This is a genomic window from Streptomyces sp. NBC_01210, from assembly GCF_036010325.1.
GTDB lineage: Bacteria > Actinomycetota > Actinomycetes > Streptomycetales > Streptomycetaceae > Streptomyces.
In genome coordinates, this window is record NZ_CP108549.1 from 6551510 (window position 1) to 6564007 (window position 12498).

Annotated in this window: 10 protein-coding genes; 7 read left to right on the forward strand and 3 right to left on the reverse strand. The window is 70.6% G+C overall.

From position 1 onward, the window contains the following. The first annotated feature begins 5 nt into the window (after window positions 1-5). From OG735_RS29920 to OG735_RS29940, 5 genes are all read left to right on the forward strand, one after another. The gene (locus OG735_RS29920; protein WP_327326247.1) at window positions 6-557 is read left to right on the forward strand and encodes a GNAT family N-acetyltransferase; all 552 of its coding nucleotides are present in this window, start codon (window positions 6-8) and stop codon (window positions 555-557) included. A 35-nt stretch (window positions 558-592) separates the two neighbouring features. Then, a complete protein-coding gene (locus tag OG735_RS29925) occupies window positions 593-1165 on the forward strand; it encodes a hypothetical protein (RefSeq protein ID WP_442812513.1) in 573 nt (190 codons plus the stop codon). 56 nt (window positions 1166-1221) lie between these two features. Next, complete coding sequence (locus OG735_RS29930) at window positions 1222-2040, forward strand: GNAT family N-acetyltransferase (protein WP_327326249.1); 819 nt, start codon at window positions 1222-1224, stop codon at window positions 2038-2040. Window positions 2041-2176: 136 nt separating this feature from the next. After that, a complete protein-coding gene (locus OG735_RS29935) occupies window positions 2177-2395 on the forward strand; it encodes a hypothetical protein (protein WP_327326250.1) in 219 nt (72 codons plus the stop codon). A 70-nt stretch (window positions 2396-2465) separates the two neighbouring features. Continuing rightward, on the forward strand, window positions 2466-5507 hold the full coding sequence (locus tag OG735_RS29940) for a helix-turn-helix transcriptional regulator (protein ID WP_327328506.1): 3042 nt from the start codon (window positions 2466-2468) through the stop codon (window positions 5505-5507). Between the two features lie 29 nt (window positions 5508-5536). On the opposite strand, the gene OG735_RS29945 is transcribed toward OG735_RS29940, so the two are convergent. From OG735_RS29945 to OG735_RS29955, 3 genes are all read right to left on the reverse strand, one after another. Next, the gene (locus OG735_RS29945; protein WP_327326251.1) at window positions 5537-5719 is read right to left on the reverse strand and encodes a DUF6191 domain-containing protein; all 183 of its coding nucleotides are present in this window, start codon (window positions 5717-5719) and stop codon (window positions 5537-5539) included. A 15-nt stretch (window positions 5720-5734) separates the two neighbouring features. After that, window positions 5735-6895, reverse strand: a complete 1161-nt coding sequence (locus OG735_RS29950) for a PQQ-dependent sugar dehydrogenase (RefSeq protein ID WP_442812514.1) — start codon at window positions 6893-6895, stop codon at window positions 5735-5737. 196 nt (window positions 6896-7091) lie between these two features. Beyond that, entirely contained in the window at window positions 7092-8090 is a 999-nt protein-coding gene (locus tag OG735_RS29955; RefSeq protein WP_327326252.1) for an aldo/keto reductase, read from the reverse strand. Between the two features lie 75 nt (window positions 8091-8165). On the opposite strand from OG735_RS29955, the gene OG735_RS29960 reads away from it, so the two are divergent. Continuing rightward, on the forward strand, window positions 8166-9116 hold the full coding sequence (locus OG735_RS29960) for a 2-hydroxyacid dehydrogenase (RefSeq protein ID WP_327326253.1): 951 nt from the start codon (window positions 8166-8168) through the stop codon (window positions 9114-9116). A gap of 385 nt (window positions 9117-9501) precedes the next feature. Further along, window positions 9502-12318, forward strand: coding sequence for a putative bifunctional diguanylate cyclase/phosphodiesterase (locus OG735_RS29965; protein WP_327326254.1), 2817 nt, complete (start codon window positions 9502-9504; stop codon window positions 12316-12318). Window positions 12319-12498 lie beyond the last annotated feature (180 nt).

Below are 12498 nucleotides of genomic sequence, written 5' to 3' on the forward strand. Positions count from 1 at the left end.
GAGGAATGTTCGCGATATCGCTGGGTGACGCCGGAGCGGAACTGCGTCCCCTGGAACCGTGGCGGGCCGAGGAGTTCTTCGCCCACATGGACCGCGGACGGGACTTCATCGGCCAGTACATCGGGCTCGCCGCGCTCTGCACGGACGTCGAATCGGCGCGCGCCTTCCTCCAGTCGTACGCCGAGAAGCAGGCCGCGGACACGGGCCGGATCCATGGAATCTGGCTCGACGGGACGCTCGTCGGCGGTGTGCTGTTCCGGACCTTCGACGCCGCGTCGGGCAACTGCGAGGCCGGCTGCTGGCTGGAGCCGTCCGCCGCGGGGCGTGGTCTGGTCACGCACGCCACCCGGGTGCTGATCGACTGGGCGGTGGAGGAGCGCGGGATGCACCGCGTCGAGTGGGTGGCGTCCGCTGCGAACACGGCCAGCGTCAATGTCGCCAAGCGGCTGGGGATGACGCGGGACGGAGTGCTGCGGGAGAGCTACCTGTACAAGGGCGTACGGCACGACATGGAGGTCTGGTCGGTGCTGGCTCCTGAGTGGCGGGCCGGTCGTTAAGGGGACTCTCAGACAGGCCACCTAGCGTGCGGCGCATGAACCCCACCGAGACCACCGAGACCAAAAAGACCACCGACGCGACCGATGCGACCGATGGGCCCGAGGCGACGGACAAGGCTGCCGCCGAGCCGGCCGAGGCCGCCGGGCCCGCCGAACCCGCGGCCGGCGAGAACGCCGCCGCGGAGGACAACGAGACGGACGACGACGCCCAGGAGGCGCCTCACACGTCCTCCGGTATCGGAGCCGCCGCCGGGGCCGTCGTCGCGGCCGGTCTCGGCGTCGTGGCGCTCAGCGGCAGCTGGGTCGGGAAGATCGCCGCCGAGCGGCAGACGCTCATCGGACAGATCAAGACCTCGCAGGGCGGCACCCCGGCCCAGCAGATCTCCGCGGTCTACGGCGACGCCTGGCACACCACCGCTCTGGTCAACGGCATCTTCGCGCTGCTCGCGCTGATCGTCGGCGTGGCCGTACTCGCCTGGCCGCAGAAGGCCGGCTGGGTACGGGCCTTCGCCGTTGCCGGAGTCGTACTCGGTGCCCTGGGGCTGATCGTCTCCGCCGGCATGTACTTCGACCTCTTCCTGGGCCTGCCCAGCGCCGGTTCTCGGTAGCCCCTGGGCGCTGAAACCATTGGTGCCCATGGTCCGCCCACTGCTGCAATGTGCGGATGGATCACGACGCGACGCTCACCCTGTTCGACCAGCAGATGCGGCAGCGCACCCGCGCCGACGACCCCGATGACTCCGGCGCGCGCGTCGAACGGGTCGGAGACGTCGTGCGGCAGGTCGGCGCCGACGGAGACTGGAACGGCATCGTCTGGTCCGGCCTCGACCCGGCCACGGCCGACGCGGTCATCGCCGAGCAGGTGCGGTACTTCGCCTCCCTGGGGCGTGACTTCGAGTGGAAGCTGTACGCCTACGACCGGCCCGAAGACCTCGGCGCACGGTTGCGGGCAGCAGGCTTCACACCCGAGCCCGAGGAGACGGTGATGGTCGCCGAGATCCGCGACCTGCCCACCGCCGTCGACCTCCCGGAGGGAGTCCGGCTGCAACCGGTCACCGATCCGGCCGGCGTGGATCTCATCGCCGATGTGCACGAGCAGGCGTTCGGTACGAGCAGCGCCCGCCTGCGCGAACAGCTCCTCGCGCAACTGGCACAGACTCCGGACTCGGTCACCATGACCGTCGCGATGGCCGGTGACCTGCCTGTGTGCGCGGCGCGCATGGAGCTGCACCCGGGCACCGAGTTCGCCAGTCTCTGGGGCGGCGGCACCCTGGCCGCCTGGCGGGGCCGGGGCATCTACCGGGCCCTGGTCGCCCACCGGGCCCGTATCGCCGCCGCGAACGGCTGCCGCTTCCTGCAGGTCGACGCCTCCAGCCAGAGCCGGCCGATCCTGCAGCGGCTCGGCTTCGTACCTCTGAGCACCACCACTCCCTATCTGTACGAGCAGCCTCATATTCACGAGCAGCCTCCGGTACGGCACTGAGGCCCAGGCGCTCCATAAGGCCCGAGGTGGCGGGGCCTTAGGCCGTCGGCGTACGCATCCCGGTACGTCTAAGGCCCCCACCCCCGCGAAGATGCGGCACTCTCCCGATGTGGCAGGACCCCCTGGGAGACGAGAGTTGAGGCATCGCAAGACGCCGGAAGAACTCTTCACCAGGGAGTACGAGATGTTCGAGTACGAGCTCCAGCAGTACCGCCGGGCCGACCTGATCCGCGAGGCCGACACCCAGCGGCTGGTGCGGCAGATACGCAAGGCCCGCCGCGCCGCGAGGCGGGCCGCCAAGGACGCCGAGGGCCGGGTGAGTCCCGACAGCGCCCGCTACACGCGCGCCGCGTGATGTGGCGTGACCTCGCGAGATGACTGTCTTCCCGATCAAAAAGGGTGCCACGGTGTCGGACGGCTGTGCGATGCTCGGCGACGTGGAGACCAGGTCCGTCAGCCCGGTGTTCGTCGGCCGCGCCGGCGAACTGGCCAAGCTCACCGATGCGCTCGCCCGCGCCGGCGCGGGCGAGCCGCAGGCGTTGCTCCTCGGTGGTGAGGCCGGGGTCGGCAAGACCCGCCTCGTCGAGGAACTGCTCGCCGAGGCATGCCGCCGCGAGGCCGTCGTCGCGGTCGGCGGCTGTGTCGAGATCGGCGCGGACGGACTTCCGTTCGCGCCCTTCTCGACCGCCCTGCGCGCCCTGCACCGGCAGGTGCCGAAGGAGCTGTCCGCGGCCGCCGCGGGTCAGGAGGACGAGCTGGCGCGGCTGCTGCCGGAGCTGGGGGAGAGCACCCGCAGAGAGCCCAGCCAGCACGACGAGGAGGGCATGGCCCGCCTCTTCGAACTCACGGCGCGATTGCTGGAGCGGATCGCCACCGACCGCACCGTCGTCCTGGTGCTCGAGGACATGCACTGGGCCGACGCCTCCACCCGGCACCTCCTCGCCTATCTCTTCCGCACCCTGCACCGCGGCCGGCTCGTCGTGATCGCGACCTATCGCTCCGACGACGTCCACCGGCGCCACCCGCTGCGGCCCTTCCTCGCCGAGCTCGAGCGGATGCGCACCGTCCAGCGCATCGACCTGACCCGCTTCAACCGCGGCGAGGTTCACCACCAGATGGCCGGGATCCTCGCCGTCGAGCCCGAACCGGCCATGGTGGACCGGGTCTTCGAGCGCTCGGACGGCAACGCCTTCTTCGTCGAGGAGCTCGCCTGCAGCATCGCCGACGACTGCCCCAACGGCCTGCCGGACTCCCTGCGCGACATCCTTCTCGTACGTATCGAGGCGCTGCCCGAGGATGCGCAGCGGGCGGCACGAATCGTCGCCGAGGGCGGTTCAACGGTCGAGTACGGGCTGCTGCTCGCCGTCGCCCGGCTGTGCGAGGACGATCTCATCGAGGCGCTGCGGGCCGCGGTCGGCGCGAACATCCTGCTGGCCACGCCCGACGGGGACGGCTACCGCTTCCGGCATTCGCTCGCCCGCGAGGCCGTCAGCGACGATCTGCTGCCGGGCGAGCGTTCCCGGCTCAACCGTCACTTTGCGGAGGCACTGGAGGCCGACCCGTCCCTGGTACGGAAAGACGAGCGCGCGATGCGGCTCGCCACGTACTGGTACCACGCGCACGATGCGGCCAAGGCTCTGCCCGCCGTGCTCAGCGCCTCGGTCGAGGCACGGCGACGGCACGCCTATTCCGAGCAACTGCGGCTGCTGGGCCGGGCGATGGAGCTGTGGGACAGCGCGCCCGACGAGGTCCGGGCCGAGCTGCGTCCCGTCGACTACGCGGAGGTCTATCCGCCGTGCGGCTGCGATCCCGCCACCACACCGCTGCGCTATCTCGACCTGATGGCGGAGGCGTCCGTCGCGGGCCGGCTCTGCGGTGAGCGCGAGCGGGCGCTGAAGATCACCAAGCAGGCTCAGCGGCTGGCGGAGGCGGAGAACGACCCGCTCCGCACCGCCTGGTTCTCGGTCCAGCGCTCCCGGTTGGTCTCGTCCCTGGGCCGCGGTGACGGCTGGGCGGAACTGGAGACCGCGCAACAGCTTGTCCGCGGACTGCCGCCGTCCGCCGTCCACGCGGAGGTGCTCGCGGAAGCTGCGAGCTGGGGCATGGTGCACGATCCAGGCCCCGGCAGCCTGGCGACGGCCGAGCGCGCCGTTGAGTACGCCCGCATGGTCGGCGAGGAGGACATCGAACTCCGCGCCCGTCTCACACTCGGCAGCCTTATGGTCGACGCGGGTAACGTCGACGGCGGGCTCACGGAGATGTACGCGGTCAAGGAACGGGCCCTCGCCCTCGATCTGCCCTCGCACGTGGGCCGCACCCATGTGAATCTCCCCGCCGTACTGGAAGGCGTCGGCCGCTCCGCCGAGGCGGTGGGCATCCTCGCTGAGGGCATCGAACTCTCCCGCACCTACGGCCTGTTGGACACCGAGGCGTGGATCTCCGGGAACCTGGCCGAGTCGTATGAATCGCTCGGCCGCTGGGACGAGGCGGCCGAGGCCGCGGAACGGGCGCTGCGCATCGCGCTGAGTCCCAAGCCGCGCGGATACGGCGCCGCCCGCTGCGCCGTCCTGGCACTCGCCCGGGGCGATGTGGCCACCGCGACCGAACAACTGGAGGCGTCACGCGCCCACTTCGGGCCTCATGACCCGATGCCACAGTGCTTCCTGCCCCTGGGCACGGTCGCGCTCAGCATCGCCGCCGCGCAGAGCCGGGTGCTGGACGCCCGGGCGGAGTTCGAGCGCGCGGCGACGGCGGGCTTCCCGCCGGGCACCCAGCGGTACGCCTGGCCGCTGCTGCGCGCCGCGGCCACGCTGGAGGCCGATACACGCGGCCTGCCGGCCGCGGAACCGGGCCGTGCCGAGGTGCTGGAGCGGATCCGCAAGGCGGCCCGCGGCCTGGTCACCGCAGTGCCGGTGTGGGTGGCGCACGAACGGTGGGTCCGTGCGGAACTGCTGCGCGCCGCCGGCGAGGACACGGCGCTGGACTGGGCGGAAGCCTGCGCGGCCTTCGAACCGCTGGACCGCCCGTACGACCTGGCGAGGGTCCGCCACCGCTGGGCGGAGGCCCTGCTGCAGTCGGATCGGGCGCAGGCAGCCGAACTGCTGCGCCTGGCCCATGCCACCGCCCGGCAGCTGGGCGCGCGCCCCCTGGCCGAGGACATCGCGCTGCTCGCCCAGCGTGCCCGCATCCAGCTGACCGACGATCCGGCGCCTTCGGACGCCGCGGCGGCCGGACCCGCGCTGGGACTGACGCGTCGCGAAGAGGACGTACTGCGCCTGGTGGCGGCGGGCCGCAGCAACCGTCAGATCGCCGAGGAGCTGTACATCTCCCCGAAGACGGCGAGTGTCCACGTCTCCAACATCCTGGCCAAGCTCGGCGTCTCGGGCCGCGGTGAGGCGGCGGCGATGGCTCATCGCCTGCGCCTCTTCCCGATCCCGGTGGAGGAATGGCAGGAGACCTCGGCTTGACCAAGGAGAACTCTGCCTGACCGCCGCTCTCACGCGCCGCCCGGCGGCTGCTCCTTCTGCGCGCGGACGGTGACCTTCCCCGATGCCAGGTCTATCGGGCCGCGGCTCGGGTCGTTGTCGCCCACGTCGGTCCTGGTCAGTGCGAGCCGGTTGTGTTCCTCGTCGGTGTGCTTGCGGCCCGGCGCGAAGAACTCCTCGAAGACGTTGAACACCAGCTGTTCACCCCTTCACTTCACCTCCAGCTGGAGGATCTTGTCGTCCCCCGGCTCGGGTGTGCCCCGGGTGTCCGTCTCGCTGGTGACGAGCCAGACCTTGTTGCCGCCCGCCGACAGAACCGTGCGCAGGCGGCCGTACTTCCCTATGAGGAACGACTGGGGCGCGGCCGAGGGTTCCGCGCCCGCCAGGGGAATCCGCCAGAGCCGCTCGCCCTTCAGCGACGCCATCCAGATCGACCCTTCGGCGTAGGCAATACCACTCGGCGAGGCGTCCGCCGTCTTCCACTGGGCCACCGGGTCGACGAAGCCGGGCTTGCCGGCCTTGCCCTCCGCGTCGGGCCAGCCGTAGTTCTTGCCGGGCTCGATCAGATTCAGCTCGTCCCAGGTGTCCTGACCGAACTCCGACGCCCACAGCCGCTTGTCGGCGTCCCAGGCAAGGCCCTGCACATTGCGGTGACCGTAGGAGTAGACGACGGAGTCGGCCTCCGGATTGCCGTGCACCGGCTGGCCGTCCGGTGTCATCCGCAGGATCTTGCCGCCCAGCGACTTCTTGTCCTGTGCGAGCCCGGTGTCACCCGTCTCGCCCGTGCCCGCGTAGAGCATCTTGTCCGGGCCGAAAGCGATCCGCCCGCCGTTGTGCCTGACGCCCTTGGGGATGCCTCGCAACACCGTGTCCGGCGCGCCCAGTTGCTGCCCGGCCGGCTTCTTCTCGTCGTACAGCACGCGGGCGATGCGGTTGTCCGACTCGGTGGTGAAGTACGCGTACACCTGATGGTCCGAGGCGAACGACGGTGAGAGGGCCAGGCCCATCAGACCGCCCTCGCCTCCTGGCGCGACCCCCGGCACCGAGCCGATCACGGTCTTCTTTCCGCTCTCGACGTCGACCCGGCTGATGGTCCCCTCGTCGCGCGACGCGACCAGCAGATCGCCGTCCGGCAGGGCGGCCACACCCCATGGCGATTTCAGCCCCTCGGTCAGCGTGGACACCACCTTCACCGAGCCCTTCGCGGGCGGCCCCTTGGGACTTGGTGAGCCGCTCGATGCGGAGGGCGCCCCGGTGGCGGACGTCGACCCCGTCCGGCCGGGGGGTGTCTTGTCCTCACCGGACGAGCATCCGGCCGCGAGGAGAAGCACGGCAGCGGCCAGTGAGGCCGTCACAGCAGGACGTTGCACAGTTCTGATCCTTTCGACGGCTGCTCGAGCTGTCCGGTCAACGGCTGTCCGAGCTGTCTGTCCGGCCGGCTGCCTGACTACTGTTCTTACACCGCAGCGGCCGTTCAGGTTCCCGATCTTCCGAGAAGAAATTCCGCGAAGAAGTCCCGAGAGCGAATTGCGGCAAGATCTTCCGAGAAAACGCAGGTGCGCGCACTCACTCCCAGGAACCCCGCGCCGGCGGCAGCCCCGCGATCTCCGCCAGGTCGTACGCCGTCAGCTCCAGCTCCGCCGCGGTCGCGTTCTGCACCGCCCACTCCGCGCGCTTCGCCCCCGGCACCGCCACCACACTCCGCCCCCGTCCCAGCACCCACGCCAGCGCCACCTGCGCCGGAGTCGTCCCCGGACCGTGCCGCTCCGCGATCCGCCGCAGCCCCGCCACCACCGGCTGGTTCGCCGCCATCATCTCCGCCGTGAACCGCGGATGCCGGGCCCGCACATCATCCGGCTCGAAGCCCTGCCCCGGCGTCAGCGTCCCCGTCAGAAACCCGTTCCCCAGCGGCATCGCCGCCAGGAACCCCACCCCGCGCGCCTCGCACCACGGCAGCAGTCGCTCCAGCGCCTCCGGCGACCACACCGACAGCTCGGCCTGCACGGCACTCACCGGGAACACCTGCTGCACCCGTTCCAGCTGCCGGATCGTTCCCTCGTGCAGATGCGCTCCGAACCGGCGCGAAGCCCGTGCCCCCACCGCGCACATCCCCAGCGCCCGCACCTTCCCGGCGCTCACCAGCTCTGCCATCGCGCCCCAGGTCTCCTCGACCGGTACTTCCGGATCCGCCCGGTGCAGTTGATAGAGGTCGATCACATCGGTCTGCAGGCGGCGCAGCGAGGCGTCGCAGGCCCGCTTCACATACCCGGGCCGTCCATTGGCGACCACATGCTGTTCGCCGACGAGCAGCCCGACCTTCGTCGAAACGAACGCCTCCGCCCGCCGCTCCTTCAGCACCCTGCCGAGCAGTAGCTCATTGGTGAAGGGCCCGTACATGTCGGCCGTGTCCAGCAGGCTCGAGCCGATGTCGAGCGCGGCGTGCACCGTACGCAGCGACCGGTCCCCGCGCTGCTGAGAGCCGCTGTATGCCCAGCTCATCGGCATACAGCCGAGCCCGATCGCACCCGCTACGAGGGCCGCCGCACCGATTGTCCTGCGCTCCAACTGCCCGTACCCCTCCCTTGGCCGCTGACCAAACTAACCAATGCGGACCGCGGCACTTCGCATAGCCTCCTGACCATGACTGCAGACGTGTGGCTCCCGATTCCGGCCGACGAGTTCGAAGGACTGCCGGCTCCCTCGGAATCGGGCCTCAACTACCTTCACTGGGACGGTGGCCCGGACTTTCCCGCCGATCCCGCCGACTGTGTCTTCTACGCCGTCCCGTACATGAAGGGCACCGAGGTCGCGGTCCGTCCGCTGGCCGCGATGACGTCCGTACGCGTCGTCCAGACCCTCTCCGCCGGGATCGATCATGTGGAGCCCGGACTCGGCTCGCTGCCCGCCGGCGTACGCCTGTGCAATGCCAAGGGCGTCCACGAGGCCTCCACCGCCGAGCTCACCCTCACCCTGATCCTGGCCTCCCTGCGCGGTGTTCCCGGATTCGTACGCGGCCAGGACAAGGAGGAATGGCGGTCCGGTTTCTATCCTGCGCTCGCCGACAAGTCGGTGCTCATCGTCGGGTACGGATCGATCGGTGCCGCCATCGAGGACCGGCTCGCACCCTTCGAATGCGCGCGGGTGGCGCGCGTCGCGCGCTCTGCCCGCGCCACGGAGCGCGGCGAAGTGCGCGCACTCACCGAGCTGCCCACCCTGCTCCCCGAGGCGGACGTCGTGATCCTCTCCACTCCGCTCACCGAGCAGACCCGAGGCCTGGTGAATGCCGGTTTCCTGGCCCGGATGAAGGACGGATCGCTGCTGGTGAACGTCGCCCGCGGCCCGGTGGTCGACACCAAGGCGCTGCTCGCCGAGGTCGAGAGCGGACGCATCACCGCAGCTCTCGACGTCACCGACCCGGAGCCGCTGCCCGCCGGCCACCCGCTCTGGCACGCCCCCGGTGTCCTCATCAGCCCCCATGTGGGCGGCTCCACCTCGGCGTTCATGCCGCGCGCCAAGCGGCTGCTCGCCGCGCAACTCACCCGGTTCGCCGCCGGGGAGCCGGTGCACAACGTGGTGTTCACGACGCGGTAGTGAACCTCTCGCCCGCGCGCAGCGTGCACTCTATGAAGTCACTCGGATGCGTCGCGTGCCGATACTCCTCGTGATCGTCACGGAGAGTAGAGGTGCTATGTCCCTGAGTGACGAGACTGGTGTATCGTCCCGACCGGGGGACTGCACCGGGCAAGGGGCGGTGCTGCAACGCGACCTGACTGTCGATCAGACTTCGAGGGGGGCGACGGGCGATGTACGGCCACTGGGCGAACCATCCGACGCGGCGGGGCCGCCGCCGACCACCCTCGCACGCTGCGAAGCGCAGACCCGATCCGATGACGGTCGCACCGGACGCGGCGCCCCGTAGGACGTCGACTCCCCGTGCGACGCCCCGCAGGACGGCGACGCTCCGCGGAGCGGCCCGGTGAGCGCCCTGGGGGCGCTCATGGCCCGGCAGTCGGTCGCGGACGGCGGAGACAGTACGAGGCTGGTCTCCAAGCTTGTCCTGGCAGCCATCTGCGCCGGCTACGGCCTCGGTGCCGCCTTCGGCTGGGGCTCGCGCGAACTGGCCCTGATCATGGGCGATTTCGGCTTGAGCGCCGCCGCCCTGATCGCAGCCGTCTCCTGCTTCCTCTACGCCCGTGCGAGGCACAGCCGTTTCAGGCCCGCGTGGCTGCTGTTCGCGCTCTCCTCGGCCATGGCCGCCGGTGGCAACGCGATCTGGGGGTGGTACGAGGTCGCGCTGGGCCGCGAGGTGCCGAGCCCCTGCATCGCCGATCTGTTCTTCCTCTGCTTCGCGCCGCCCGCCATCGTCGGCCTGCTCGTCCTCGCCAAGCGTCCGGTCACCAGGGCCGGCTGGGTCTGTCTCGCGCTGGACGCCTGGCTGATCGGCGGCTCGCTGCTGACTCTCTCCTGGAGCCTCGCGCTCGCGCACACCGCGCACGTCCAGGGCGAGAGCGTGGCCCCGGCCGCGCTCGCCCTCGCCTATCCGCTGCTGGACATCGTGCTGGTCAGCATGGTTCTCGCGCTGCACTTCCGGCGCTCGGCCACCAACCGCTCCGCGATCAACACCGCCATCGCCGCCCTCGCGCTGACCGTCCTGTGCGACGCCCTGTTCACCTCACCGCTGCTGCGGGAGAGCTATCGCTCGGGCCAGCTCCTCGACGCGGGCTGGTTCTCGGGTTCGCTGCTGCTCGCGTACGCCCCCTGGGGCGCGCCCCGCACGGTCGAGACCGCGCGGCCCCAGCGTGGGCCACGCCACCCGAGCCGCCCCGTCGCGGGCTCGCTCGCCGCCCTGACGCCGTATCTCGCCGCCGCCGTCTGCACCCTCGGCATCCTCTACAACGTCATCGAGGGCCGCCGTGTCGACCGGGTCGTCGTCCTCACCGGCTGCACCGTCGTGCTCGCCCTGGTCGTCCGGCAGGGCATCATGCTTCTCGACAACATCGCCCTCACCCATGAACTGGCGCAGAAGGAGAACCACTTCCGCTCGCTGGTGCAGGGCTCGAGCGACGTCATCATGATCGCCGCCCCGACCGGGATACTGCGCTATGTCAGCCCCGCCGCCTCCGGCGTCTACGGCCGCGAGGCCGAAGATCTCATCGGCTCCGAACTCGCATCGCTCATCCACCCCGAAGATCTCGGCCGTGTGGTCCTCGAGGTGCGCCGGTTTCTGGCCGCGGCGCCGACCGAGGAGCCCACCACCCGGATCGAGTGCCGCTTCAAGTCGGGCACCGGCGACTGGCTCAATGTGGAGTCCACGGTCAACCGCCACCAGGGCGGCCTGATCTTCAACAGCCGCGATGTCACCGAACGGGTCCGCCTCCAGGCGCAGTTGCAGCACAACGCCGAGCACGACCCGCTCACCGACCTGCCCAACCGCGCCCTGTTCACGGAGCGGGTCCGCCAGGCCCTGACCGGCCGCCGCGCCGGCGACCAGGGCACGGCCGTGCTCTTCATCGACCTCGACGGCTTCAAGGGAGTCAATGACCGCCTCGGCCACCAGGCCGGCGACGAGCTGCTGATCCAGGCGGCCCGCCGCCTCCAGGACTCGGTACGGGCCGGGGACACCGCGGCCCGCCTCGGTGGCGACGAGTTCGCCGCCCTCATCGTCGGCGACGGCACCCGCGACCAGTCGGCCCGCGAGTCCCAGGTCCGTGAGATCGCCGACCGGCTGCGGCTCACCCTCTCCCAGCCGTACCTCCTCGACGGCAACGACGTACGCGTGGCCGCCTCCATCGGGGTGGCCTTCGCCGAGCCCGCCATCACCCCCACCGACCTGATGCGTAACGCCGACCTCGCCATGTACCGCGCCAAGGCCGCCGGCAAGGACCGCGTCGAGTTGTACGCACCACAGATGCAGGCCGAGGTGGTGCGCCGTACGGAACTGGACGCCCGGCTCCGCAGCGCCCTGCACGAAGGCGAATTCGCGCTGCTCCACCAGCCCGTGGTGAGCCTCGCCACCGGCCGGATCGACGCCGTCGCCGCGCAGGCCCGCTGGCGCTCCGCCCAGGGCATACTCTTCACTCCGGCCGAATTCCTGCGGGTCGCCGACGACACGGACCGCACCGCCGAGCTCGGCCGCTGGCTGCTCGAGGAGGCCGTGGCACAGGCCGCGGAGCGCGGCAACCTCGGCCACCGGGTGCCCGTATCGGTCCGTATGTCGGCCCGCCGCCTGCTGGACAAGTCCCTGCCGCTCGGCTCCATCGAGGCCCTCCTCATCCGGCACGGGCTGCCCTCGGGCGCGCTGGTCATCGAGCTCGCCGACAGCGATCCGCGGATCTCCTTCGACGATCTGGAGCTGCGGCTCGTCTCGCTGCGCAGACTCGGCGTACGGATCGCGCTGGACGGCTTCGGCAGCGGTTACGCCGCCATCAACGCACTGCGCCGCCTCCCCGTGGATGTACTGAAACTGGACAGGGGTCTGGTGGAGGGTGTCGTCGAGTCCGCCCGGCTGCACAAGATCACCGCCGGGCTGCTGCGGATCGCCTGCGACCTCGGTATGCAGTCCGTGGCCGACGGTGTCGACGTGCCGGAGCAGGTGCTGGCACTGCGCGCCATGGGCTGTACGCACGGCCAGGGCATGGCTTTCTCCGGGCCGCTGGACGAGTACCGGCTGCGCCGCGCGCTGGTGCGAGACGAGTTCCCGGTGCCCGGCGGGATCGCTCTGCCGGCCCTCACGGGTGGCGCGTTCCCTGCACGCAATGGCTCAAATAATGAGACGCGTGTCCCACCCACTTGACAGTGACAGCACGCCGGGGGGAGGGTCATTGCCATGCGCACCCGAATTCTCGTACTTGGAAAGCGCGTCGGCTGAGCAGAGTCATGAAGGCCCTGCGGACCCCTCCCGACGCGCTCCCCTCGCTTGCCTCACGGCACGAGGGGTTTTTTGTTGCACTGGAACCTCTCAAACCCTCGCAAA

What these genes read in the sequence shown, in the direction of transcription:
- OG735_RS29920 (WP_327326247.1), top strand. Translation starts at nt 6, where the DNA reads ATGTTCGCGATATCGCTGGGTGACGCCGGAGCGGAACTGCGTCCCCTG.
- OG735_RS29925 (WP_442812513.1), top strand. Translation starts at nt 593, where the DNA reads ATGAACCCCACCGAGACCACCGAGACCAAAAAGACCACCGACGCGACC.
- OG735_RS29930 (WP_327326249.1), top strand. Translation starts at nt 1,222, where the DNA reads ATGGATCACGACGCGACGCTCACCCTGTTCGACCAGCAGATGCGGCAG.
- OG735_RS29940 (WP_327328506.1), top strand. Translation starts at nt 2,466, where the DNA reads ATGCTCGGCGACGTGGAGACCAGGTCCGTCAGCCCGGTGTTCGTCGGC.
- OG735_RS29960 (WP_327326253.1), top strand. Translation starts at nt 8,166, where the DNA reads ATGACTGCAGACGTGTGGCTCCCGATTCCGGCCGACGAGTTCGAAGGA.